Here is a 22,590-nt window from a genome sequence, read left to right on the forward strand (position 1 = left end):
GCGGAGTTTCGCGTGAACGACGGGCTGTGATCAGCCTTTGCGCGCGACGGTGACGCCGGCAACATCCTCAATAAACGTTAGAATTCGGGCCTTTACCGCATCGTCCTTGATGGAGCCGATGGCGTTTACGATGTCGAGCGAGGGGTCGTTGCTGGCCTCGGGGTTGTCGTCATCCAGCCCTTCGAAGAAATAGCCGGGGGTGACATCGAGTATCCGGGCCAGCTCATGCAAGCGGCTGGCGGCGATCCGGTTGGAGCCGATTTCATATTTCTGAATCTGCTGAAACGACAGTTTGAGTTCGCGAGCCACATCGGTCTGGGATTGCCGTCGCAGGGTGCGTGCCTGCTTGAGCCGACGACCGACGTGAACGTCTACGGGGTGGGACATGGTTCAATACCTCAGGTTGAGTACCATATATTCACTACCCGCAATGTATTGAGGATCAATTGCCTAGTTCTGGCCTCTTTGCGTTAACCAATTCACCCTAGCTGTATGGATTATGTTGCGTTACCGGGTGATTCATGTACCATCCCTTGCCTATGAACCAGCATATGTCGGATATTGAGCGGGTCGCACCCGTGCCCCAAGCCTTGCAGAAGGACCCCGCTCCGGCCCTTTTGTTCGAGATGATGCGCTCTTTCGTGACGCTGGCGCATACTTTGAACCTCAGCCATGCGGTGGCCGAATTGGCCAGCACGCGACAGACGGTCCGGCGGCATATCCAGCAGTTGGAAGAGGCGATGGGCGCGCCGCTCTTCACGATTGAGAACCGCCGCTATTCCCTGACCAAGGTCGGCGTGGAAGCCTTGCCCGAGGCACGCGATATTCTCGATCGGGGCAAGCTGTGGCTGGATGGCAAGACGCGCCATGCCGACGGTATGCTGCGCCTTTCGCATGAAGAGCCGAACGGTTGGTCCTTTCACCAACAACAGCAGCCCCTGTCGCTGATCTGGGACGGTGGCTCTGCCATGCTTCAGGCCGTGTTGCAGGCGTGGAGCCTGAGCCGGGGTGAGTTGGAAAGCGAAGCCTTTCGCGCCATGCGCCCCTATGTGTTGGTGTACCGCGACTCGCCCAACGGATGGATTTGTACCGAAGTGGGGGAGAAATCCTTTTACACGCAATGGTGGGGCTGGACCAACGCGCGCAGCAGCATAGGACGGCCGATCAAGCTGTTTCCGGGCGGGCCTGAGTTCGAGAATATGCTGAACTACCCCTTTCGGGAGGTTGAGGCGACCTGTGGGGTTCGGTTGGATGAGGTGGTCACCGAAATCCCGCGGGAGGAGGGGGGCGCGCCGGTGCCTCTGGCCTATAAACGTCTGCTAATGGCCGGGCGCTATCCGGATAAGAGCTTTGCCCTGATCGCGGCGGTTGATCGGTCGACCTCGGTCAATATCGTCGGCGTCGATGATAGTTTCCTGCGCGAGATGCCTTTGGATGCGAAGGTGACTTTCGCAGGCTAAGGGTTACGGAGCGTGAGATGCGAAAAGGGCCGCCCAACAGGGGCGGCCCTTTCTTTTTGTCCTTGGCGACAGGCTTAGCTGATCGCCGCGGCTTTCACGTCGTCGTCGATATGGGGCAGGTACTGCTCGAAGTTGTCCGAGAACATCTTGACCAGTTTTGCCGCCTGACGGTCATAGGCCTCCGGGTCGTCCCAAGTGCGGCGCGGGTCGAGCAGGATGTCGGCGACGCCGTTCACCTCGACAGGGACATCGAAGCCGAAGTTCGGGTCCTTACGGAACTCCGCATCCGCCAGACGGCCTTCGAGCGCGGCACTCAGCAGGGCGCGGGTCGCCTTGATCGGCATCCGCGAGCCGGTGCCGTATGCGCCGCCGGTCCAGCCGGTGTTCACCAGCCAGCAGGTGGCGCCGTGCTGGGCGATCTTTTCGCGCAAGAGGTTGCCGTAAACCTCGGGCCGGCGCGGCATGAAGGGGGCGCCGAAACAGGTGGAGAATGTGGGCTCCGGCTCGGTCACGCCACGCTCGGTGCCCGCCACCTTGGAGGTGAAGCCCGACAGGAAGTGATACATCGCCTGCGCCGGGCTCAGCCGTGCGATCGGGGGCAGCACGCCGAAGGCGTCACAGGTCAGCATGATGATGTTTTTCGGGTGGCCGCCGACGGCCTTCTCGCTGGCGTTCGAGATGTAGTGCAGCGGGTAGGCGGCGCGCATGTTGGCGGTGAGCGAGTCGTCGTCGAAGTCGAGCTCGAAGGTGTCGGGATCGAAGACCATATTCTCGATCACGGTGCCGAATTTGGAGGTCGTTGCGTAGATCTCCGGCTCCGCCTCGGGGTTGAGGTTGATGGTCTTGGCATAGCAGCCGCCTTCGAAGTTGAAGGTGCCGTTGTCAGACCAGCCGTGTTCATCATCACCGATCAGCGTGCGTTCAGGGTCGGCAGAGAGGGTGGTCTTGCCAGTGCCCGACAGGCCAAAGAAAACAGCCGTGTCGACCGGGTTGCCATTGGCGTGGTTGGCCGAGCAGTGCATCGGCATGATGCCTTTTTCGGGCAGCAGGTAGTTCAGCAGGGTGAAGACCGATTTCTTGTTCTCGCCCGCGTATTCGGTGCCGCCGATGAGGATCATCTTACGGTCGAAGTTCATCGCGATCACGGTTTCGCTGCGGCAGTCATGCTTGGCCGGATCGGCTTGGAAGCTGGGGCAGTTGATGACGGTGAAATCGGCGGTGAAGTCCTTCAACGCTTCGGCATCGGGGCGGCGCAGCATGGTGCGGATGAAAAGTCCGTGCCATGCCAGTTCGGTCACCATGCGCACGTTGATCGCATGTTTGGGGTCCGCCCCGCCGACGAGGTCTTGGACGAAGTAGTCCTTTCCCTGCATATGTGCGAGCATGTCTTCGTAAAGCGCGTCGAAGCCCTCGGGCGACATCTCGGCGTTGTTTTCCCACCAGATGCTGTCGGCCACGCTGTCGGTCTTGACCACATGTTTGTCCTTGGGCGAGCGGCCCGTGAACTTGCCGGTGGTCACGAGGAAGGCCCCGCCTTTGCCAAGGCTGCCTTCGCCCCGTTTCAATGCCGCCTCGACCAGCGCAGGCTCGGTCAGGTTGTAATAGACATCGCCAAGCCCGCTGATCTTTTGATCCTCAAGGCTGAACTGCGGGTTTACCCGTCCAAATGTCATATGATGTCTCCTGTGGTAGCGCGTGAGCAGCGCAGAACGTGTCCGAGCGGGCGCAATTGCCCTGGGCGTCGGGGGCCTTGAGAGCCTCTTAACACGGGCGTTTTCAGGTTGAACAGGCAGCTTTGTCACAGTTAGCGCCATCATCTAAAACTTTGTTTCCGAGCGCTTAGTTCCCGGCCGAATGCGGCGCGCGGGCCCCCGGCTTCCTCCCGGACCGGGCCGGTCAAAGTGCGGCAATTTAGCCATTCCTAACCAAATTATGACGGAATTGGTGCATCTCAGAGGCACGATTCGCACTTAAGGATTGATTCGATCTGTAATATTGGAGATCACTGACTCCAAAAATAAGAACGAATTGAGCAGCATAAGGAAGCAGGCAATGTCAAAGATCGCATTGGTAGACGATGACAGGAACATCCTGACATCCGTTTCGATGACTCTTGAAGCTGAAGGTTTCGAAGTGGAAACCTATAACGATGGCCAAGCGGCGCTGGACGCCTTCAACAAGAAACTGCCCGATATGGCGGTGCTGGACATCAAGATGCCCCGTATGGACGGCATGGATCTGCTCCAACGTCTGCGCCAGAAAACCGCGATGCCGGTGATCTTCCTGACTTCCAAGGACGATGAGATCGACGAGGTGCTGGGCCTGCGCATGGGGGCCGACGATTACGTCAAAAAACCCTTTAGCCAGCGCCTGTTGGTCGAGCGTATCCGCGCCCTTCTGCGCCGCCAAGACGCGGTCGAGACCAATGAGGTCGGCGATACCGAAGAGACCAAGGTGATGGAACGCGGCGATCTGCGGATGGACCCGCTGCGCCACGCGGTAAGCTGGAAGGGTAAGGATGTGTCGCTGACCGTGACCGAATTCCTGCTGCTGCAAGCCCTCGCGCAGCGCCCCGGTTTCGTGAAATCGCGCGACCAGCTGATGGATGTGGCCTATGATGATCAGGTCTATGTGGATGACCGCACCATCGACAGCCACATCAAGCGCCTGCGCAAGAAGATGCGCAGCGCGGATGATGAATTCTCGGCGATCGAGACTCTTTACGGCATCGGCTATAGATATAACGAAGAGTAAACCCGTCGGTTAACGCGGGTCGAAAGGAAGCTTGTGCGGGACATGGCTGCTGGCAGGGACGGTGATGTTGTATTGGGGGACGATTGGGTCACCCCCGACAGTGCCGCGCCGGATGAAATTCGGGTCAAGCGCGAACGGCGGGGGCTGTTCTCGCTCCGCTCCTCGCCGCTGACGCGCAAGATCATTACCTTCAACCTGATCGCGCTGAGCGTTTTGGTGGCGGGGATCCTCTACCTCAATTCCTCGCGCGACAGTCTGGCGCTGCAACGCGCCGCGGCACTGGTGTCTGAGACTGAGCTGATCGCCGATGTGATCGAGGCCCAACTCCCCGCAGGCGCGCCGGTGAACCTGACCACTGGCGATGGTGTCGATGTGGCTGCCACGCTCGACGGGCTGGACCTGCGCGGCGGCATCGAAGTCTTTGTCTATGATCCGGCGGAAACCTTGGTCGCCCGCACCGCAGGCAGCCTCACCGTGGCCGAGGCCCTCGCCGCGTCCGAGGCGGGTGAGCGGACCTTGCTGAACGACGGGTTGAATTGGCTTTGGGACCGGGTCTCGGCCCCCTTCAGCACCGATGAGGTTACCGCCACCCCGCCGCTCGAAGAGCAATTGCGCGGCATGGTCGGCACCAGCGTGACCAGCGGAACCCGGCTCGAAGGCACGCTCGCCATCGAAGGCGGCACGCTTTTCAGCGTGGTGACTCCCATCATGCAGGGCGAGGCCCCGGTCGGCGTGGTCGCCGTGGCCAGTGCGGCGGGCGAGATCGACCGCCTTGTGCGCAGCGAACGTGAGCGCGTCTTGCAGATCTTCGTCATCGCGACCCTCGTCTCCATCGGCCTCAGCCTCGTTCTGGCCTCGACCATCGCCAATCCGCTGGCCGACCTCTCTGCCGCCGCCGAACTGGGCCGCGACAAGGACGCGCGCAAGATGAACCCCGGCCGCATCCGCATCCCCGATCTGACCGCGCGGCCTGATGAGATTGGCCGCCTGTCAGGCGCGCTGCGCGGCATGGTCTCGGCGCTCTACAATCGGATCGACGGCAACGAACAATTCGCCGCCGATGTGGCCCATGAGATCAAGAACCCGCTCGCTTCGCTCCGCTCTGCCGTGGGCACGCTGCGGATGGTCAAGCGCGACGACCAGCGCGAGAAACTGCTGGATGTGATCGAACATGACGTACGCCGCCTCGACCGTTTGGTGAGCGACATTTCCAATGCCTCGCGGCTCGATTCCGAACTGGTCAAGGAAGAGGAAGAGCCCTTCGACCTGCTGCAAATGCTGGGCAATCTGGGCCAGTACCTCGGCGAAGATGCGAAATCCAAAGGCATCGATTTCATCACCGATCTGCCCGCTGCGCCGATCACCGTGCATGGGTTGGAAGCCCGTTTGGCGCAGGTCTTCGTGAACCTGATCACCAACGCGATTTCCTTTTGCGAAGACGGCGACGCGATCCGGGTCTGGGCCCGCAAACGTGCCAATCGCGTGTTGATCGTGGTCGAGGACACCGGCCCCGGCATTCCTGAACAGGCGCTCGGCAAAATCTTCAAACGCTTTTACTCGCAACGCCCCGAAGAGCATTTCGGCAATAACTCCGGCCTCGGCCTCGCGATCTCGAAACAGATCGTCGAAGCCCATGGCGGCGTGATCTGGGCCGAGAACATCCGCCCGACCGAGGCCGACATCACCTCCGAGCCGCTCGGCGCGCGTTTTGTCGTGGGGCTGCCCACCTAACTCCCGGGCGCGGGGCCTGATATGACCGTCGAGCGCGAAAACCTCCACGCCAGCTGCGTGGCGATCAATGGGCGCGGGGTGCTGATCCTTGGTCCGTCCGGCGCGGGCAAATCGGCCCTCGCCCTGCAACTGATCGCCCTTGGCGCCAAGCTGGTGGCCGATGATCGCACCGATATCATGCGCGAGGGGGATCAGGTGATCGCCAGCGTCCCCGAGCCGATCCGCGGCCTGATCGAGGCGCGCTATGTCGGCATTCTGCGGGCCGAGGATCACGGCTCCGTGCCGCTGGGCCTGGTCGTCGATCTGGCCCGTACCGAAGACCGGCGCCTACCCGAAGGGCACAGCCATATGCTACGGGGTGTCACGTTGCCCTGTTTTCACAAATGCGATAGCGCTCATTTTGCGGCAGCAATTCATCTGTATATGTCAGGTGTGGAAGAACCGAATTGATCAGTCAGACCTCATCAACAGACCCCGCCCCCCGGCGGTTGGTCCTTGTCACCGGCCCTTCGGGCGCCGGGCGGTCCTCTGCGCTCAACGTGCTGGAGGATGCGGGGTTTGAGGCGATCGACAACCTGCCGCTTCGGCTGCTGCCCGCGCTGCTCGACCGCCCCGGCGATGCGCAATCGGTTGCCTTGGGGATCGACGCCCGCAACCGGGACTTTTCCACCGAAGGCGTGCTGGAGCTGATGGGCCGCCTGACGGCTGAACCGAGGTGGCGCGCGGAACTGCTCTATCTCGACTGCGCGCCTGATGTGCTGCTGCAACGCTTTTCCGAAACCCGCCGCCGCCACCCGCTGGCCCCGGCCGACCGCCCCGTCGACGGGATCGCACGCGAGCAGGAATTGCTCCACCCGATCCGCGCCCGTGCCGACGTGCTGATCGATACGACAACGCTGAACGTTCACGAGCTGCGCGCCGAGGTCGAACAATGGTTCGCCCCCGGCGGGCAACGCCAACTGACGGTCTCGGTACAAAGCTTTTCCTACAAACGGGGCCTTCCGCGCGGCGTTGATGTGGTGCACGACTGCCGCTTTCTGAACAATCCCTATTGGGTTCCTGAATTGCGCAGTGGCGACGGGCGCGACCCTTCCGTCGCGGCCCATGTGGCGGGGGACAAACGCTACGCGGATTTCGCCGACAAGGTGCTCGACCTCAGCCTCCTGCTCCTGCCCGCCTACCGCGAAGAGGGCAAATCCCATATCTCCATCGCCTTCGGCTGCACGGGCGGGCAACACCGCTCTGTCGCCATGGCCGAAGATCACGCTTTGCGCCTTGCAGAGCAGGGCTGGCAGGTGTCAATTAGGCACCGAGAGCTGGACCGTCAGCATCGTGAAGGAAGCAAGCCGTGATCGGGATCGTCATCGTCGCACATGGGGGGCTGGCGCAAGAATATCTTGCCGCCATCGAACATGTCGTGGGATCCCAATTCGGCGTGCGCGCCATCGCCATCGAAGCCGACCATGACCGCGCCGACAAAGAACGCGAGATCTGCGGCGCCGCCGATGCGGTGGACCAAGGCGCCGGTGTGGTGGTGGTCACCGATCTTTTTGGCGGCTCCCCCTCGAACCTCAGCCTCTTGGCCTGCCGCCCGGAAAACCGCCGGATCATCTACGGCGCGAACCTGCCCATGCTGATCAAACTCGCCAAATCGCGGCATATGGATGTGCCCGATGCCGTGCGTGCCGCGCTCGAAGCTGGTAAGAAGTATATCGACAGCCAGAATGTCAGCGCAGGTTAGAAGGCCCCAAGACGTCATGCCCGAATTTTCTTTAAAGATCGTTAACGAAAAAGGCCTGCACGCGCGCGCCTCCGCCAAATTGGTCGAGGTGGTCGAGGCGTTTGATGCCCGCGCCGAAGTCAGCAAGGATGGCATGTCGGCCTCGGGCGACAGTATTATGGGGCTCTTGATGCTCGGCGCGTCGCGCGGCACCACCATCGATGTCCAAACCTCCGGCCCCGATGCCGAGGCCTTGGCCGAAGCTTTGACCGCCCTCGTGGCGGATAAGTTCGGCGAAGGGTTTTAGGCCCGCCAAGCGGGAAAAAGGATCCGCCGACCCCATGGATGACGTACAGAACATCGCGGCCGAGCCAGCACACACAGGCGACGGCAAGGTGACCTTCACCAAATACGACCGCCGCAGCCTGTCCTATGCCTCGACCTTCGATGACCCATGGAAGGCGCGGGTGATCTCCGCGATGGAGCTTTTTACCGGCAAGCTCAAAATCCTGCGGCTGATCCGTAAGTTCGAACAACGCGGCACCCCCTCAGGCCAGGCCTTCTGGCGCGCGGCGCTCGACACGATGGGCATCGACCTCACCACGCCGCAAGAGCAGTTGGACCGCATCCCGAAAGAAGGGCCGGTTGTGGTCGTGGCAAACCACCCCCACGGCATGGTCGACGGTATGATTTTCGCCGATCTCATCGGCCGCGTGCGCCCCGATTACCGTATCCTTACCCGGTCGCTGCTCACCTCCATCGACGAGGTGGCAGGCAGCTACATGATCCCGGTGCCCTTCCCACATGACCCGGATGCGCAACGCAAAGGCGTGGAAATGCGCGCCAAGGCCATGGCCCATCTCAAAGAAGGCGGCGTCGTGGCGCTCTTCCCCTCCGGCGTCGTCGCGGCCTCGGAAAGCTGGTGGGGCCCGGCGGTCGAAGCGGAATGGAACGTCTTCACCGCCAAGATGATCCGCCGCTCCGGTGCGCAGGTGGTGCCGATGCGCTTCCCGGGCCAGAACAGCCGCGCCTATCAGATCGCCAACAGGCTCAGCCCGATGCTGCGCCAAGGGCTTTTGCTGCATGAAATCGCTCACGCCTGCGACAAACCCCAAGGTCCCATCGTCGGCCATCCACTCGCCCGCGAAGAGATCGACCGCTGGGCCGACGACCCGCGCGGCTTCATGGCCTGGCTGCGCGCCCATACTCTGGCGCTCACCAACTAAACTTCATCCTTTTAAAAATACCCTCGGGGGAATCGCGCCTCGGGCGCGATGGGGGCAGAGCCCCCAACACCCTCGCAACTCAGCGCGTCGGAACGGGCTTTTCGCCCCGGTAATCATAGAACCCGCGCTGCGTCTTGCGGCCCAACCAACCGGCTTCGACATATTTGGTCAGCAGCGGGCAGGGGCGATATTTTGTATCCGCCAACCCGTCATGCAGAACGTTCATAATGGCAAGGCAGGTGTCCAGACCAATAAAGTCCGCAAGCTCCAATGGCCCCATCGGATGGTTCGCCCCCAGCTTCATCGAACTGTCGATCGACTCGACGTTGCCGACCCCTTCGTAAAGCGTATAGACCGCCTCGTTGATCATTGGCATCAGGATGCGGTTCACGATGAAGGCGGGAAAATCCTCGGCCGAGGCGGCGGTCTTGCCCAAACGGTCCACCACAGCTTTGCAAGCGTCATAAGTCTCGCTGTCCGTGGCGATGCCGCGGATCAATTCGACCAGTTGCATCACCGGCACGGGGTTCATGAAGTGGAAACCCATGAATTTCTCGGGCCGGTCGGTGCGGCTGGCAAGGCGGGTGATCGAGATCGAGGAGGTGTTCGAGGTCAGGATCGTCGTCGGCTTCAGATGCGGGATCAGGTCTTCAAAGATCGCCTGTTTCACCGTTTCGCGCTCGGTCGCGGCTTCGATCACCAGATCGCTTTGGCCCAGATCGCTTAGCGTCTGCGTCGTGGTGATCCGCGCCATGGCGGCGTCCCGGTCGGCGGCGGTGATCTTCTCGCGGCTGACTTGGCGGTCCATATTGCCGGTCACGGTTTTCATCGCTTTGGCCAGCGCATCGGCGCTGACATCGTTCAGCAGCACGTCGTAGCCTGCCAGCGCCATGACATGGGCGATCCCATTGCCCATTTGCCCCGCTCCCACGATACCGATTGTCTGGATGTCCATGGCCTGTCCTTTGCTTGAGTTCGGCGCACAATAGGGCGCGTGGCGGGGGTGCCGCAAGGGCAGGTGTTTACGAAATCTCACGACAAATTCGCCCGTTAACAGAATCGCAGCCCCTGCTGTGCAATCTGGCTTTGGGTGAACAAAAAGGTGGGTTCGATGACCTATGATGCAGTGGGGCCAGCGCCTCTGGACTATTTGCCATGCCGCTATGGCACGTCAAAGCTGATGTTTCGCGGCCCGCGCCGCAGGTTGGAGGCGCCCTATATCGCCTTTCTCGGCGGGACGGAGACCTATGGCAAATTCATTGAAGAGCCGTTCCCCGCGCGGGTCGAGGCCGAGATCGGCAAAACCTGCGTGAACTTCGGCTTTCCCAACGCGGGGATCGACGCTTTTGCCCATGATCCTTTCGTCGCGCAGGCCGCCTCGCAGGCAGATGTGACGGTGGTTCAGGTCATGGGCGCGCAGAATATGACCAACCGTTTCTATTCGGTGCACCGGCGTCGGAACGACCGTTTCGTCGGGGCCTCCGCGCTGTTGCAGACGATCTACCGCGAGGTCGATTTCTCGCAGTTCCACTTCAACCGGCACATGCTGACCCATCTCATGCAGGTCTCGCCCGAACGGTTCGAAGCGGTGCGCGCGGAGCTTCAGCAGGCGTGGATGGCGCGCATGCATTTGATGTTGGGGCAGATACAGGGGCGCACGCTGCTGCTTTGGCTGGCCGACCGCCCGCCGGTCGCCACAGCAGCGCAGCCGGTAGGGGAGTTGGGCCATGATCCGCTTTTCGTGACACGCGAAATGTTGGACGCGGTGGCCCAGCACGCCACGGCCAAGATCGAGGTCGTCTCTCCCAAAGACCCCTCAAGGGCGCCGACAGCTGGCATGGTGGTCAGTGAATTCGAGGCGCCGGCCGCGTCGGAAATGCTGGGCCCGATGGCCCATGCCTCTGCCGCCGCCGCTTTGACCGATGCGCTGCAAAGCATGTCCTGACGCTCCCGGTAGGGCATGCACGAAAAAGGCCCGCCGAAGACGGCGGGCCTTTGGTGTCTCATATGAGAAGCCTTACAGCTTTTCGATCAGTTCCGGCACCGCGTCGAAGAGGTCTGCCACAAGACCGTAGTCGGCGACTTGGAAGATCGGCGATTCTTCGTCTTTGTTGATCGCGACGATGATCTTGGAGTCTTTCATCCCGGCAAGGTGCTGGATCGCACCCGAGATGCCAACCGCGACATAGAGGTCGGGGGCGACCACTTTGCCGGTCTGGCCCACCTGCCAGTCGTTCGGGGCATAGCCCGAATCGACCGCCGCGCGGGAGGCGCCAACGGCGGCGCCCAGTTTGTCGGCCAGTTTCTCGATCAGGGCAAAGTCCTCTTCGGAGCCGACACCGCGACCACCGGAAACCACCACGCCCGCGCTTGTCAGCTCGGGGCGGTCCGATTCGGCGACCTTGTCTTCGACCCATGTGGACAGGCCGGGGTTCTCGGCTGCCGAAATGGTCTCGACCGGGGCGGACCCACCGTCACCGGCGGCATCGAAGGTCGATGTGCGGAAGGTGATGACTTTCTTAGCGTCGTTGGACTTCACGGTCTGCACCGCGTTGCCCGCGTAGATCGGACGCTCAAAGGTGTCGGCATCGACAACACCGGAGGCATCCGAGATGACCATGACATCAAGCAGGGCCGCAACGCGGGGCATGATGTTTTTGGCGTCCGTGGTGGCGGGCGCGACGATGTGGTCGTAGTCACCGGCAAGGCTGACGATCAGCGCCGCGGTGGCTTCGGCCAGACGGTGGCCCAGCATCTCGTCTTCGGCAACCAGCACCTTGGAGACGCCGTCGATCTTGGCCGCCGCTTCGCCAGCCGCCGCAGCCGAGCTGCCCGCCGCCAGAATGGTCACGTCGCCCAGTTGCTTGGCCGCGGTCACCGCCTTGGCGGTTGCGTCCATCGACAGTTCGCCGTCGGAAATCTCTGCAATCAGAAGAACAGCCATTACACAGCCCCCGCTTCTTTGAGTTTCGCCACAAGCTCGTCGACCGAGCCGACCTTGATGCCAGCGGCGCGTTCCGCGGGCTCTTCGGTCTTCACGATTTCCAAGCGGTTGGAGACGTCGACGCCGTAGTCCTCGGCGGTCTTCTCATCCAGCGGCTTTTTCTTGGCCTTCATGATGTTGGGCAGCGAGGCGTAGCGCGGCTCGTTGAGGCGCAGGTCCACGGTGACCACGGTCGGCATGGTAACTTCGATGGTCTGCAAACCGCCATCGACTTCGCGGGTCACTTTCGCTTTGTCGCCTTCGATGGCGATGTCGGAAGCAAAGGTCGCTTGCGACCAGCCCATCAGTGCCGAGAGCATCTGCCCGGTGGCGTTCATGTCGTTGTCGATCGCCTGCTTGCCGCAGAGCACGAGGCTCGGCTGCTCTTCGTCGACGACGGCTTTGAGGATCTTGGCCACGGCCAGCGGTTCAATGTCCTTGTGCACATCGTCCGAGGCCACCACGAGGATCGCGCGGTCGGCACCCATGGCGAGGGCGGTGCGCAGCGTTTCCTGCGCTTGCTTCACACCGATGGAGACGGCGACGACCTCTTCAGCCTGACCGGCTTCTTTCAGACGAATCGCCTGTTCGACGGCGATTTCGTCGAAAGGGTTCATCGACATTTTCACATTGGCAAGATCAACACCCGATCCGTCCGCTTTGACACGAACTTTCACGTTATAGTCGATCACGCGTTTGACAGGCACCAGTACCTTCATGAGCGGTCTCTCTCCTCAGTTTGCGACGCGGGCTGGTGGCCCGGTCTCCCTAATTCTCCAGACGGGTGTAACGAAGCGGATCGGATCAAAACAGGCCAAAATCGGCAGGTTGGCAGTTTTGAACGCGGCGTTTTCCCGGTTTTTCGTCTGTTAGCGCTATTTTACGCCCGGTTCGCCCCCGGCACCCAAAGCACGTCTTCCTTGCCCGCGTTATTGGCCATCCGTGCGGCGACGAAGAACCAATCGCTCAGCCGGTTCAGATAGGTCACGCAGGCGGGGTTCACCGCCGTTTGCTCAGCAAGCAACACCGCCAGCCGCTCGGCGCGGCGCGCCACGGTGCGGCAGACATGCAGATGCGCCGCCAAGGCGCGCCCGCCGGGCAGGATGAAGCTGCGCAGCGGCTCCAACTCGGAATTCATCACGTCGATCTCACGCTCCAGCCGGTCGACCTGTTCTTGGGTGACCCGCAGGGGCGGGTATTCCGCATCCTTATCGGCTTCCATATCGGGGCGGCAAAGGTCGGCGCCCAGATCGAAAAGATCGTTTTGAATGCGCGCCAGCGCTTCATCCGTGGCGCCCTTAGCCTCGAGCCGTGCCACCCCGACAAAGCAGTTCAGCTCATCCGAAGTGCCATAGGCCTCGACCCGCGCGTCATGTTTGGCGACACGGTCGCCATTGCCAAGGGCTGTGGTGCCCTTGTCCCCGGTGCGGGTGTAAATCTTGTTCAGTACAACCATCAGATCGTGCCCCCTCGGAAATAGACATAGGCAAGGATCAGCAGCACGGCGATGAACTGCGCGATGATCCGCCACCGCATCAGCTTGTTGGCGTTGCGTTTGTTAAATTTGCCCCCGGTGGCAAAGCCGCCCAGCCCCATCAGGAGCACAACGGCGACCGCCACGACAGAGATCAGGACGATCACGAAAAACGGATCATTTGGCATGGGCTGTCCTTTCGTTGGCCTGAGATGTAGCGGCACCGTGCAGCCGCGCAACCAAAATCAGCGGCTGGTGACCCAGTCCAGCGCGCGCGTCGGCAGGATACGTCGTAAAACACCGCCGATATGCGTTGGGGTTGTGACGAAATAGCGCGGGCGGGGTCGGGGGGATTCGACGGCGTGGACTAGCTTCTCGACCACCGCCTCGGGCGGGAGTTCGAAGCGGTCCTTCTTGCCGCTGTCGTCATAAAGCCGGGGGCGCATTGTGCTTTCATACTCCGCCGCGCGGGGGCTGCTTTGCCAGTCGATCCAGCGCTCGAAACGCGGGATGGCCTTGGTCCGCAGTTTCGAGGTGACGGGGCCGGGTTCGATCAGGATCACCGCGACCCCGGTGCCGCGCATCTCAAGCCGCAGGGTGTCGGTCAGCCCTTCAAGGGCGAATTTCGTGGAATTATACGCCCCGCGCCACGGCATCGCCACCATGCCAAGCACCGAGGAACATTGCACGATCCGCCCATGCCCCTGCTTGCGCATCACCGGGATCACCGCGCGGGTCAGGCTGTGCCAGCCAAAGAAATTCGCCTCGAATATCTCGCGCAGGGCATCGGTGGGGAGGTCTTCGACCAACCCGGGCGTGGCGTGGGCACCGTTGTTGAACAGCGCGTCGAGCGTGCCGCCGGTTTGGTCCAGCACATAGGCAAGCGCCGCTTGGATGCTGGCCTCATCGGTGTAATCGAGGCGCGGCGCATCGAATCCTTCGGCTTGCAATCGGTCGCAATCCGCTTGTTGGCGGCAAGCAGCGAAAACGCGCCAGCCACGGGCGCGCATACCCTGCGCGGCGGCATAGCCGATGCCGCTGGAACAGCCGGTGATGAGGATGGAGCGGGTCGCAGACATGCAAAGGGCCCTTCGTGTGAAAGGCCCTTCATCGCGCGATGCTATGGGATTGGCAAGTTAGCCGTTGCTGAGCAGGAAGTCGGCCATCCAGCCGGATTCACTGCCGTCGACGCTGCGGAAACGCACCCAGCCTGCGCCATTGTCTTCGATCACTTCGACAGCGTCGCCTTTGCCGAGCTTGCCGACCACGCCGAAGTTGGTGCCGGGACCGCCGCGCACATTAACACGGGTGCCGTTGACTTCGCGGATGTCGGCCTGGGTGGTGCTGACAAAGGTCGCGCCACTGTCAGCGCCTTCGATCAGGCTCGGGATGACAGCGGGCGCATTTGCACTTGTCGTCGTGTAAGCGGCCTTTTCCACTTTGGGGGCAGGGGCGCTGACGGCCTTGGCTTTGACCACTTTCGCCCCGGCGCGGTCCGCAGGGGTGGCCACGGCTTTTTGCACCATCCCGTCATTGGCCTGCGGCAGGTCGCTCAGCGTCGTGAGGTTCAGCGCCACGCGGGTTGCCGTGGCATCACGCGCAGGGGTCCGTTCGGCGAAGGGGGTGATCGGGCTTTCCGCCTTGCGGGCCGCGTTCGCGGCGGTGGCAGTGACAAGGTTGGAAGAGGGGGGGGCGCTGGCGATCAGGGCCGCCTCAGCCGCTTCGGCGCTGGCCATTTGCGGGCCTGCGGGCACGAAATCGGCACCGCCGCTCATCTCGTAGAATGCCCAGCCCATGAAACCAAATGTCAAAAAGATGAACCGTTTCATTTTTGCTGTTCCTCGTCCCGTGTCAAACCATGTTGCTGTTGAGAGACCAACGCGAAACCTCGCGAATGGTTCATTTCCGATTGGCAAGAATTCGCATAGCCGAAAAGTATTGCTTTTTTCTCACTTGAAACCGTGCCAGCGGCCATTTTGCCGAGTCGGTTGCGGGCAATCTGTCGCTTGCCCGCTCTGGCCTGCTTGGCTAAAAGACCCGTCATGTCAGACACAAGCACACCCCCAGAACTCGACCCGAATGACCTGTCCGAGCCGCTGCGCCGCGCCTTGGGGGATCGTTACCTGACCTATGCGCTGAGCACGATCATGCACCGGGCGCTGCCCGATGCGCGCGACGGGCTGAAGCCGGTGCACCGCCGCATCCTCTACGCGATGCGCGAGTTGCGGCTGTCGTCCACCGGGGGCTTCCGCAAATCGGCCAAGATCTCGGGCGACGTGATGGGTAACTACCACCCGCACGGCGATGCCGCGATCTACGACGCGATGGCGCGTCTGGCGCAGGATTTCAACGTGCGCTACCCGCTGGTCGACGGGCAGGGCAACTTCGGCAACATCGATGGCGACAACCCGGCCGCCTCGCGCTACACCGAAGCGCGGATGACCGCCGTGGCCGAAGCCATGCTGGAAGGGCTGAACGAGAATGCCGTCGATTTCCGCGAGAATTACGACGGCACGCTGACCGAGCCTGCGGTGCTGCCCGCGCAGTTCCCGAACCTTTTGGCCAATGGCTCCTCAGGCATCGCCGTGGGCATGGCCACGAACATCCCGCCGCATAACATCGCCGAGCTTTGCGATGCTTGTATTCACCTGATCAAGACCCCGGACGCGCGCGACGACACACTCTTGAACTACGTTCCCGGCCCGGATTTCCCCACCGGTGGCATCATCGTCGAGCCGCCCGAGAACATCGCCAATGCTTATCGTACGGGCCGCGGCTCCTTCCGTCTGCGTTGTCGTTGGGAGGTCGAAGACCTTGGCCGCGGCGCGTGGCAGATCGTCGTTACCGAGATTCCCTATCAGGTTCAGAAATCCAAGCTGATCGAGAAGATCGCCGAACTGATCCAGACCAAGAAGATCCCGATTCTGGCCGATATCCGCGACGAATCCGCCGAAGACATCCGCATGATCATCGAGCCGCGGTCCAAAAACGTCGATCCGAACGTGCTCATGGGCATGCTGTACCGCAACTCGGATCTTGAGGTGCGTTTCTCGCTCAACATGAACGTGCTGATCGACGGGCAGACGCCCAAGGTTTGCTCGCTCAAGGAAGTGCTGCGCGCCTTCCTCGACCACCGGCGTGAGGTGCTGCAACGCCGTTCGCGGCACCGGATGGACAAGATCGACCACCGGCTTGAAGTGTTGCAGGGCCTGATCACGGCCTTTTTGAACCTCGACCGGGTGATCGAAATCATCCGCTACGACGAAGACCCCAAGGCCGCCCTGATGTACGAGGACTGGAGCCGCGCGCATCAGGACACGCTCAGCCGCGCCATGGACGAGGCCGCTTATGTCTCGCCGCTCGCGGGGGTCGATGTCTCGAAACTGGCGGTCATCGCCGATGCCGAGGCGCAGGCCACCGGCGTGCTGGCCGAGAGCGGCGACACCCGCGCGATCCCGCACAGCTACGCAGGCCGTGAGAACGGGCTGTCGGACGTGCAGGCCGAGGCGATTCTCAACGTGCGCCTGCGGTCTTTGCGGCGTCTGGAAGAAGACGCGCTGGTGGCCGAGCGCGATGCGCTAATGACTGAGCGTGCGGGGCTCGAAGACCTGCTCGAAAGCGAGGACCTGCAATGGTCCACCATCGCCGACCAGCTGCGTGCGACGAAAAAGCAGTTCGGCAAGGATTGGGTGATCGACGGCGTGAAGCGTGGCCAGCGTCTGACCGAGTTCGACACCGCCGGAGAGGTCGAAGACGTGCCGATCGAGGCGATGATCGACCGCGAGCCGATCACCGTGGTCTGCAGCCAGATGGGCTGGATTCGCGCCATGACCGGCCATATCGACCTGAACCGCGAGTTGAAGTTCAAGGACGGCGACGGCCCGCGCTTCATCTTCCATGCCGAGACGACGGATCGGCTGCTGGTCTTCGGCTCGAACGGGCGGTTCTACACCGTCTCCGCCGCCAACCTGCCCGGCGGGCGCGGCATGGGCGAGCCTTTGCGCCTGATGGTCGATCTGCCCAATGAGGTGCAGATCGTCTCGCTCTTCATCCATCAGCCGGGGCGCAAGCTTTTGGTGGCTTCCACGGCGGGCGACGGTTTTGTCGTGCCCGAGGATGACGTTGTGGCCCAGACCCGCAGCGGCAAGCAGGTGCTGAACGTGCGCGGCGAGGGGGTTACGGCGCTGGTCTGTCACCCAGTCTCAGGCGATAGCGTCGCCACGGTGGGCGAGAATCGGAAGGTACTGGTCTTCGGCCTTGGTGAGCTGCCCGAGATGGGCCGGGGCAAGGGCGTGCGGCTGCAGAAGTTCAAGGACGGCGGCCTGTCGGACGCCATCACCTTCACGCGCGAGGCGGGTCTCACTTGGCAGGACCCGGCGGGCCGCACGCGGACCGAGGCCGATCTGGCGGAATGGACCGGCAAGCGCGCAAGCTCGGGCCGCATGGCCCCCCGCGGCTTCCCGCGCGATAACAAGTTCACGTGAAACACCCGCGCCCTTCGGGGCGCGGTCAGTCCAGCGGCTCGGCGGTCATCCAGACGCCACCCTCGGGGCGCAGGGTCAGGATCATCACCGGCTCAGGGTCTTTGCCCGGCACGGGGGTGAACTTGAACCGCACCAGCAGCGTTGCAAGGATGATCACCGCCTCCTGCAGGGCAAAGCTCGCACCGATGCAGATGCGGGGACCGTCCCCAAAGGGCAGATAGGCGTAGCGGTCGATCGCCTTGCGATCGGCAAAGCGTTCGGGGCGAAAGGCATTCGGATCGTCCCAAAGCAATTCGTTCCGGCCAAGCGCGTAGATCGGGATCATCACCGTGTCGCCGGGGCGTATTTCGCGGTCGCAAAGCGTGTCGTGCTTCTGCGCCGTACGCGAAATGATCCCGGCAGCGGGGTAAAGGCGCAGCGCCTCGTCGATGATCATCCGCACCAAGGGCAATCTGTCCACATCCTCGCCGGTGCAGGGGCGGCCTTGCAGCACATCGCGCACCTCGGCCCGGGCGCGCGCCTGCATGTCTTGGTCGAACCCCATCAGGTACATCGACCATGCCAGCGTCAGCGCCGTGGTTTCATGGCCCGCGACGATGAAGGTCAGCAGGTTGTCGCGCAGCTCGCCGGTGTTCATCTGGCGCTTGGTCTTGGGGTCTTCGCCCCCCAGCAGCAGGTCCAGCAGGTCGGGCGTGCCGTCATGGCCGCGCGCCACCCGCTCCTCGATCGCCTGATCGGCCATGGCCTTCATTTGCTTCAGCGCTTGGCCGGACATCATCCGCCCCGGGCGCGGCAGCCAGTCGGGCAGGCCGAGGATGTCGAACAGGCTGATCTTGCCGGCCTCGGCCATATAGTCGTCGATGGCGCCATGCACCTTGTCGCGGTCGAAGGTGCCGTCGCCCGAGAATGTCACGTCGCCGATCACCTCAAAGGTCGTCGTCACCATCTCGTCGAGCATGTTAACCGCGCGCGGCCCCGCAGCGCTGATGCGCTTGGCTGAGCGGTCAGCGGCGGCGCTCATCACCGGGGCGAGGTTGCGCACGTTGCGTCGTGAGAAAACGGGTGCAGCCGCCCGACGCTGCCAGCGCCAATGCGCGCCCTCTGCGATGAAGAGCGACTCGCCGATGGCGGGGCGCAACAGGTTCTTGGTGACGTCGGACTTGGGGTAGTCCTCCAGCCGGTCCAAGAGGATCTGCCGGATCGCACCCGGGTCCATCACCATATGCCAGCGCTTGCCGGTCTTGCCCGACACCATCGGCTGGGTCGTGGCAATCTTGGGGATGATGCTGAGCACGTTGCGCCGCGCCATTTGCAGGCTGCCAAGCATGCCCACAGGCTCGGTAACGAGCGGCACACGGACGGGCAGGGGGCGGGGTTGGGTCATGTTGCGGTCCTCACTCACTGCCCAAGATAGACCGCACCGGCATCGGCGCAACTGCGGCAAATGATTGCGCCCCTTGGGCCCATCGGCTACCCCTTTTCGAAACCTTAACACCCCTGAGGGATCGCCCATGCTGAGAGTTCTTGCCCTGTTGACCTTCGTCGCGACGCTGGCCGCCTGCAACGGGGCATCCGACCTCGACAAGGCGCCGACCCCGCTGGGGGATTTCAACCTGCACCACAATATCGTGGTGGCCCCCAAGGCGCAGAAGGGGCCGCTCAGCCGCGAGGTGAGCAAGGAAGAACTGGCCGAGGCCGTGCGCGCCGCCACCGCCGAACGCTTTGATCGCTACGAGGGCGAGCGGCTTTACCACTTCGGCATCAGCGTCGAGGGCTACGTGCTGGCCCAGCCGGGCATCCCGCTGGTCTTTGCGCCCAAATCGATCCTGATCCTCAACCTGACGGTCTGGGACGACGCCAAGAACAAAAAGCTGAACCCCGAGCCGCATCAGATCACTGTTTTCGAATCCCTCGATCAAGGGCCGGTGGTGGGCTCGGGCTATACCAAATCCGCCGAGGAGCAGCTGAAGAACCTCAGCCAGAACGCCGCCAAGGCGATTGAGACCTATCTGGTGAAGCAAAACCGCGAAGAGGGGTGGTTCAACGGCGGCACAGCCCTGTCCCCCGCCGGGGAGCCGGAGGATAAATAGACCATAGCTGAGGCGCGCCCGACCGATGCGGCAGGCCCACGGTGGGCTTTAAGTGGCGCCAAGACGCAAGTCTCGCTTGATTTTACCGCTCGAACCCAATACATCGCCCGCCAGATAGGGTTCGGGTCCCCGTTGGGGCCCCTCAATTAAAAGGGCGCCACCATGGCAAAGGCAAAGTTTGAACGCACCAAACCGCACGTCAACATCGGCACGATCGGCCACGTTGACCACGGTAAAACCACGCTGACCGCGGCGATCACCAAATACTTCGGTGACTTCCAAGCGTATGACCAGATCGACGGCGCGCCCGAAGAGAAGGCCCGCGGCATCACCATCTCGACCGCGCACGTCGAGTATGAGACCGAGAACCGTCACTACGCCCACGTCGACTGCCCCGGCCACGCTGACTATGTGAAAAACATGATCACCGGTGCGGCGCAGATGGACGGCGCGATCCTGGTTGTGAACGCGGCCGACGGCCCGATGCCCCAGACCCGCGAGCACATCCTGCTCGGCCGTCAGGTTGGCATCCCCGCGATGGTCGTCTTCATGAACAAAGTTGACCAGGTCGACGACGAAGAGCTGCTCGAACTCGTCGAGATGGAAATCCGCGAACTGCTGTCCTCCTACGACTACCCCGGCGACGACATCCCTGTTGTTGCAGGTTCCGCTCTGGCGGCGATGGAAGGCAACAAGCCCGAGATCGGCGAAGAGTCCATCAAGAAGCTGATGGCCGAAGTTGACGCCTACATCCCGACACCTGAGCGTGCCGTGGACCAGCCCTTCCTGATGCCTGTCGAAGACGTCTTCTCGATCTCCGGCCGTGGTACCGTTGTGACTGGCCGTGTCGAGCGTGGCGTGATCAACGTTGGCGACGAAATCGAAATCGTCGGCATCCGCGACACCAAGAAAACCACCTGCACCGGCGTGGAAATGTTCCGCAAGCTGCTGGACCGTGGTGAAGCTGGCGACAACATCGGCGCCCTGCTGCGCGGCGTTGAGCGTGACGGCGTCGAGCGTGGTCAGGTTCTCTGCAAGCCCGGCTCCGTGACACCGCACACCAAGTTCGAAGCCGAAGCCTATATCCTCACCAAAGAGGAAGGTGGCCGTCACACGCCGTTCTTCGCGAACTACCGTCCGCAGTTCTACTTCCGTACAACTGACGTGACCGGCACCGTTCAGCTGGCAGAAGGCACCGAGATGGTCATGCCCGGCGACAACGTGTCCTTCGGCGTTGAGCTGATCGCACCGATCGCCATGGAAAACGGCCTGCGCTTCGCGATCCGCGAAGGTGGCCGGACTGTTGGCGCGGGCGTCGTTTCCAAAATCACTGAGTGATCTTTGGATCGGGCCTTCGGGCCTGACGTCTGAAAGAATTGAAAGGCCGCAGCGTTTGCTGCGGCCTTTTGCTTTGGCAGGGTGGGCAATCCCCCTGAAACAGAAAAGCCGGCCCCCGTAAGAGCCGGCTTTCATCATTCCAATTCAACTGCAATCAAGCGGCGTCAGCGTTCACGCCACCTTTGGTCGCGATCTCTGTCATGCGGCGGTCGCCATCATAGGTGTGATCAAGCTGCTCTTGCAGTTGTGCACCATCTTCGTTTTCGCCCAGACGATTGGCGAAGGCGACAACGCAGCCGTAGCCCGCCAGAGCATAGTGCACCATCCGCTGATACTGCGTGATGATCATCGCATCGCGGGCATCGCTGTCGCCAAAATCCTCCTCCAGCACATGTTTATGCGCCTCTTTCACAAGGCCCTCCATCCCGTGGCAGTGCTCGCCTTCCGGGTCGAGGTCATGTTTGGCGCAGATGGACTTCAGCACATCCATGCCCTTGGCGATTCCGTTGCTGCCGTCGATCAGCGCTTCGCTAAGTTCCTTGTCTTCTGCCGCACGGCCCAGAGCGTTGGTCGCTTCGAGCGATTGCTTGCAGGCAGAATAGAGGTCTTGCAGTTGGTCGGTGTAGACGTCTTTGAGATTGTTCATAGTCATCGGTCGTCCTCCAATTTCGGGCTTAGTTCGACGGGAAAACGTAAGCTGAGCGCTCAATGTTCCCCAAAGAAGAGAATATCGGCGGAAAGGTCAGATCTGCTCTTGATCCGCCGCCCGTTTGCGACTACCCAAGCCACCGGCATAGGGGTTTAGCTCAGTTGGTAGAGCATCGGTCTCCAAAACCGAGGGTCGTGGGTTCGAGTCCCTCAGCCCCTGCCACATTTCCTTAAATTAACGATGAAGCCGCGCGGCGTATCACTCTTTGCGGGGTCTTGCATCCGCGAGAGGCGGGGCCGTGCCTTTAAGGCTATGGCGATCTGCGGCAATCTATTCTTTATAAGTTTACCCACCCTAGGCCCGTCACCGCGCAAGTGTTCAGAGAGTCGCGCTGCCTCGGGGCGATTCACCTAGATTCCCCCCCCCCTCTAGGGCGCTGCACTCGGAGATGATTCACGCGGTCATGGAAGGTTCTACCAGTGTCATGCTGCCATCGCGGCGAAGCTCAGGGCCTGTTCCTATAGAAATAGCACGCCATTTCAGCGTCTTGCCGAAAAGTTCCCCGAAATCTCATCTTTTCTCAAATTTCTGCTTGCGGCTTTGCCTCACTAACCTTAGAACCCCCTCTACCGGCGGCGCTGAGACGCACCGCTGGGGCGCCAGACGGGGCGGACGGCAGCG

General features: G+C 62.0%; 24 protein-coding genes and 1 tRNA gene. 13 read left to right on the forward strand and 12 right to left on the reverse strand.

Annotated elements, in window-relative coordinates; genetic code table 11:
* Window positions 1-30: 30 nt before the first annotated feature.
* Window positions 31-387 (reverse strand): helix-turn-helix domain-containing protein, encoded by a 357-nt coding sequence (locus ACGYK9_RS13065; protein ID WP_394411343.1) that lies wholly within the window; start codon window positions 385-387, stop codon window positions 31-33.
* A gap of 164 nt (window positions 388-551) precedes the next feature.
* Here ACGYK9_RS13065 and ACGYK9_RS13070 point away from each other — a divergent pair, with 164 nt between their 5' ends.
* Window positions 552-1,460: a LysR family transcriptional regulator gene (locus tag ACGYK9_RS13070; protein ID WP_394411346.1), complete on the forward strand. Its 909-nt coding sequence runs from the start codon at window positions 552-554 to the stop codon at window positions 1,458-1,460.
* 74 nt (window positions 1,461-1,534) lie between these two features.
* On the opposite strand, the gene ACGYK9_RS13075 is transcribed toward ACGYK9_RS13070, so the two are convergent.
* The gene (locus ACGYK9_RS13075) at window positions 1,535-3,133 is read right to left on the reverse strand and encodes a phosphoenolpyruvate carboxykinase (RefSeq protein WP_276153369.1); all 1,599 of its coding nucleotides are present in this window, start codon (window positions 3,131-3,133) and stop codon (window positions 1,535-1,537) included.
* Window positions 3,134-3,512: 379 nt separating this feature from the next.
* Here ACGYK9_RS13075 and ACGYK9_RS13080 point away from each other — a divergent pair, with 379 nt between their 5' ends.
* Genes ACGYK9_RS13080 through ACGYK9_RS13110 form a run of 7 tightly spaced genes read left to right on the forward strand, consistent with a single transcriptional unit; the run spans window position 3,513 to window position 8,891 of the window.
* Window positions 3,513-4,214 (forward strand): response regulator transcription factor, encoded by a 702-nt coding sequence (locus ACGYK9_RS13080; protein WP_067260621.1) that lies wholly within the window; start codon window positions 3,513-3,515, stop codon window positions 4,212-4,214.
* 42 nt (window positions 4,215-4,256) lie between these two features.
* On the forward strand, window positions 4,257-5,945 hold the full coding sequence (locus tag ACGYK9_RS13085) for a sensor histidine kinase (protein WP_271688326.1): 1,689 nt from the start codon (window positions 4,257-4,259) through the stop codon (window positions 5,943-5,945).
* 21 nt (window positions 5,946-5,966) lie between these two features.
* A complete protein-coding gene (locus tag ACGYK9_RS13090) occupies window positions 5,967-6,395 on the forward strand; it encodes an HPr kinase/phosphorylase (protein ID WP_394411349.1) in 429 nt (142 codons plus the stop codon).
* Window positions 6,392-7,297 (forward strand): RNase adapter RapZ, encoded by a 906-nt coding sequence (gene rapZ, locus ACGYK9_RS13095; RefSeq protein WP_394411352.1) that lies wholly within the window; start codon window positions 6,392-6,394, stop codon window positions 7,295-7,297. Before ACGYK9_RS13090 ends, rapZ begins: the two co-directional genes overlap by 4 nt.
* A complete protein-coding gene (locus ACGYK9_RS13100) occupies window positions 7,294-7,686 on the forward strand; it encodes a PTS sugar transporter subunit IIA (RefSeq protein WP_067260606.1) in 393 nt (130 codons plus the stop codon). The genes rapZ and ACGYK9_RS13100 overlap by 4 nt, the downstream gene beginning before the upstream one ends.
* A 16-nt stretch (window positions 7,687-7,702) precedes the next feature.
* Entirely contained in the window at window positions 7,703-7,972 is a 270-nt protein-coding gene (locus ACGYK9_RS13105; protein WP_067260603.1) for an HPr family phosphocarrier protein, read from the forward strand.
* Between the two features lie 34 nt (window positions 7,973-8,006).
* On the forward strand, window positions 8,007-8,891 hold the full coding sequence (locus ACGYK9_RS13110; protein WP_394411355.1) for a lysophospholipid acyltransferase family protein: 885 nt from the start codon (window positions 8,007-8,009) through the stop codon (window positions 8,889-8,891).
* 79 nt (window positions 8,892-8,970) lie between these two features.
* Here ACGYK9_RS13110 and ACGYK9_RS13115 read toward each other — a convergent pair whose 3' ends face one another.
* The gene (locus ACGYK9_RS13115) at window positions 8,971-9,846 is read right to left on the reverse strand and encodes a 3-hydroxybutyryl-CoA dehydrogenase (protein ID WP_168612495.1); all 876 of its coding nucleotides are present in this window, start codon (window positions 9,844-9,846) and stop codon (window positions 8,971-8,973) included.
* A 156-nt stretch (window positions 9,847-10,002) separates the two neighbouring features.
* On the opposite strand from ACGYK9_RS13115, the gene ACGYK9_RS13120 reads away from it, so the two are divergent.
* Window positions 10,003-10,836, forward strand: a complete 834-nt coding sequence (locus tag ACGYK9_RS13120; protein ID WP_394411358.1) for a DUF6473 family protein — start codon at window positions 10,003-10,005, stop codon at window positions 10,834-10,836.
* A 72-nt stretch (window positions 10,837-10,908) separates the two neighbouring features.
* Here ACGYK9_RS13120 and ACGYK9_RS13125 read toward each other — a convergent pair whose 3' ends face one another.
* The 7 genes from ACGYK9_RS13125 to ACGYK9_RS13155 form a co-directional block, all read right to left on the reverse strand.
* Complete coding sequence (locus ACGYK9_RS13125; RefSeq protein WP_394411361.1) at window positions 10,909-11,835, reverse strand: electron transfer flavoprotein subunit alpha/FixB family protein; 927 nt, start codon at window positions 11,833-11,835, stop codon at window positions 10,909-10,911.
* Window positions 11,835-12,593, reverse strand: coding sequence for an electron transfer flavoprotein subunit beta/FixA family protein (locus tag ACGYK9_RS13130; protein ID WP_209216512.1), 759 nt, complete (start codon window positions 12,591-12,593; stop codon window positions 11,835-11,837). The genes ACGYK9_RS13125 and ACGYK9_RS13130 overlap by 1 nt, the downstream gene beginning before the upstream one ends.
* A gap of 161 nt (window positions 12,594-12,754) precedes the next feature.
* Window positions 12,755-13,330, reverse strand: a complete 576-nt coding sequence (locus tag ACGYK9_RS13135; RefSeq protein ID WP_067260588.1) for a cob(I)yrinic acid a,c-diamide adenosyltransferase — start codon at window positions 13,328-13,330, stop codon at window positions 12,755-12,757.
* Window positions 13,330-13,536 (reverse strand): twin transmembrane helix small protein, encoded by a 207-nt coding sequence (locus tag ACGYK9_RS13140; RefSeq protein WP_067260586.1) that lies wholly within the window; start codon window positions 13,534-13,536, stop codon window positions 13,330-13,332. The genes ACGYK9_RS13135 and ACGYK9_RS13140 overlap by 1 nt, the downstream gene beginning before the upstream one ends.
* Window positions 13,537-13,593: 57 nt before the next feature.
* Entirely contained in the window at window positions 13,594-14,427 is an 834-nt protein-coding gene (locus tag ACGYK9_RS13145; protein WP_394411365.1) for an SDR family oxidoreductase, read from the reverse strand.
* Between the two features lie 57 nt (window positions 14,428-14,484).
* Window positions 14,485-15,177: an SH3 domain-containing protein gene (locus ACGYK9_RS13150; RefSeq protein WP_394411368.1), complete on the reverse strand. Its 693-nt coding sequence runs from the start codon at window positions 15,175-15,177 to the stop codon at window positions 14,485-14,487.
* Window positions 15,174-15,401 carry a hypothetical protein gene (locus ACGYK9_RS13155; RefSeq protein WP_394411372.1) on the reverse strand — a complete coding sequence of 76 codons (228 nt, stop codon included), beginning with the start codon at window positions 15,399-15,401 and terminating at the stop codon, window positions 15,174-15,176. Before ACGYK9_RS13155 ends, ACGYK9_RS13150 begins: the two co-directional genes overlap by 4 nt.
* Between ACGYK9_RS13155 and ACGYK9_RS13160 the strand changes: the two genes are divergently transcribed.
* The gene (locus ACGYK9_RS13160) at window positions 15,391-17,832 is read left to right on the forward strand and encodes a DNA topoisomerase IV subunit A (RefSeq protein WP_394411375.1); all 2,442 of its coding nucleotides are present in this window, start codon (window positions 15,391-15,393) and stop codon (window positions 17,830-17,832) included. The genes ACGYK9_RS13155 and ACGYK9_RS13160 overlap by 11 nt on opposite strands.
* A gap of 25 nt (window positions 17,833-17,857) precedes the next feature.
* On the opposite strand, the gene ACGYK9_RS13165 is transcribed toward ACGYK9_RS13160, so the two are convergent.
* Window positions 17,858-19,216, reverse strand: coding sequence for a cytochrome P450 (locus ACGYK9_RS13165; RefSeq protein WP_394411378.1), 1,359 nt, complete (start codon window positions 19,214-19,216; stop codon window positions 17,858-17,860).
* 127 nt (window positions 19,217-19,343) lie between these two features.
* Here ACGYK9_RS13165 and ACGYK9_RS13170 point away from each other — a divergent pair, with 127 nt between their 5' ends.
* Together ACGYK9_RS13170 and tuf are read left to right on the forward strand one after the other, a co-directional pair.
* Entirely contained in the window at window positions 19,344-19,922 is a 579-nt protein-coding gene (locus tag ACGYK9_RS13170; protein WP_067260571.1) for a hypothetical protein, read from the forward strand.
* Window positions 19,923-20,084: 162 nt separating this feature from the next.
* Entirely contained in the window at window positions 20,085-21,260 is a 1,176-nt protein-coding gene (gene tuf, locus ACGYK9_RS13175) for an elongation factor Tu (protein ID WP_067260569.1), read from the forward strand.
* Window positions 21,261-21,414: 154 nt separating this feature from the next.
* Here tuf and ACGYK9_RS13180 read toward each other — a convergent pair whose 3' ends face one another.
* Entirely contained in the window at window positions 21,415-21,912 is a 498-nt protein-coding gene (locus ACGYK9_RS13180) for a DUF892 family protein (protein ID WP_067260565.1), read from the reverse strand.
* 143 nt (window positions 21,913-22,055) lie between these two features.
* Between ACGYK9_RS13180 and ACGYK9_RS13185 the strand changes: the two genes are divergently transcribed.
* Window positions 22,056-22,131: transfer RNA gene (locus tag ACGYK9_RS13185), tRNA-Trp, on the forward strand.
* Window positions 22,132-22,590: the final 459 nt, after the last annotated feature.

This window comes from Sulfitobacter sp. 1A15258 (genome assembly GCF_043557045.1).
GTDB classification, from domain to species: Bacteria; Pseudomonadota; Alphaproteobacteria; order Rhodobacterales; family Rhodobacteraceae; genus Sulfitobacter; species Sulfitobacter faviae.

Coding starts and splice junctions, on each gene's coding strand:
- ACGYK9_RS13065 (WP_394411343.1), bottom strand. CDS start 387: ATGTCCCACCCCGTAGACGTTCACGTCGGTCGTCGGCTCAAGCAGGCA.
- ACGYK9_RS13070 (WP_394411346.1), top strand. CDS start 552: ATGTCGGATATTGAGCGGGTCGCACCCGTGCCCCAAGCCTTGCAGAAG.
- ACGYK9_RS13075 (WP_276153369.1), bottom strand. CDS start 3,133: ATGACATTTGGACGGGTAAACCCGCAGTTCAGCCTTGAGGATCAAAAG.
- ACGYK9_RS13080 (WP_067260621.1), top strand. CDS start 3,513: ATGTCAAAGATCGCATTGGTAGACGATGACAGGAACATCCTGACATCC.
- ACGYK9_RS13085 (WP_271688326.1), top strand. CDS start 4,257: ATGGCTGCTGGCAGGGACGGTGATGTTGTATTGGGGGACGATTGGGTC.
- ACGYK9_RS13090 (WP_394411349.1), top strand. CDS start 5,967: ATGACCGTCGAGCGCGAAAACCTCCACGCCAGCTGCGTGGCGATCAAT.
- ACGYK9_RS13105 (WP_067260603.1), top strand. CDS start 7,703: ATGCCCGAATTTTCTTTAAAGATCGTTAACGAAAAAGGCCTGCACGCG.
- ACGYK9_RS13110 (WP_394411355.1), top strand. CDS start 8,007: ATGGATGACGTACAGAACATCGCGGCCGAGCCAGCACACACAGGCGAC.
- ACGYK9_RS13115 (WP_168612495.1), bottom strand. CDS start 9,846: ATGGACATCCAGACAATCGGTATCGTGGGAGCGGGGCAAATGGGCAAT.
- ACGYK9_RS13120 (WP_394411358.1), top strand. CDS start 10,003: ATGACCTATGATGCAGTGGGGCCAGCGCCTCTGGACTATTTGCCATGC.
- ACGYK9_RS13125 (WP_394411361.1), bottom strand. CDS start 11,835: ATGGCTGTTCTTCTGATTGCAGAGATTTCCGACGGCGAACTGTCGATG.
- ACGYK9_RS13130 (WP_209216512.1), bottom strand. CDS start 12,593: ATGAAGGTACTGGTGCCTGTCAAACGCGTGATCGACTATAACGTGAAA.
- ACGYK9_RS13135 (WP_067260588.1), bottom strand. CDS start 13,330: ATGGTTGTACTGAACAAGATTTACACCCGCACCGGGGACAAGGGCACC.
- ACGYK9_RS13140 (WP_067260586.1), bottom strand. CDS start 13,536: ATGCCAAATGATCCGTTTTTCGTGATCGTCCTGATCTCTGTCGTGGCG.
- ACGYK9_RS13145 (WP_394411365.1), bottom strand. CDS start 14,427: ATGTCTGCGACCCGCTCCATCCTCATCACCGGCTGTTCCAGCGGCATC.
- ACGYK9_RS13150 (WP_394411368.1), bottom strand. CDS start 15,177: ATGAAACGGTTCATCTTTTTGACATTTGGTTTCATGGGCTGGGCATTC.
- ACGYK9_RS13160 (WP_394411375.1), top strand. CDS start 15,391: ATGTCAGACACAAGCACACCCCCAGAACTCGACCCGAATGACCTGTCC.
- ACGYK9_RS13165 (WP_394411378.1), bottom strand. CDS start 19,216: ATGACCCAACCCCGCCCCCTGCCCGTCCGTGTGCCGCTCGTTACCGAG.
- ACGYK9_RS13170 (WP_067260571.1), top strand. CDS start 19,344: ATGCTGAGAGTTCTTGCCCTGTTGACCTTCGTCGCGACGCTGGCCGCC.
- tuf (WP_067260569.1), top strand. CDS start 20,085: ATGGCAAAGGCAAAGTTTGAACGCACCAAACCGCACGTCAACATCGGC.
- ACGYK9_RS13180 (WP_067260565.1), bottom strand. CDS start 21,912: ATGACTATGAACAATCTCAAAGACGTCTACACCGACCAACTGCAAGAC.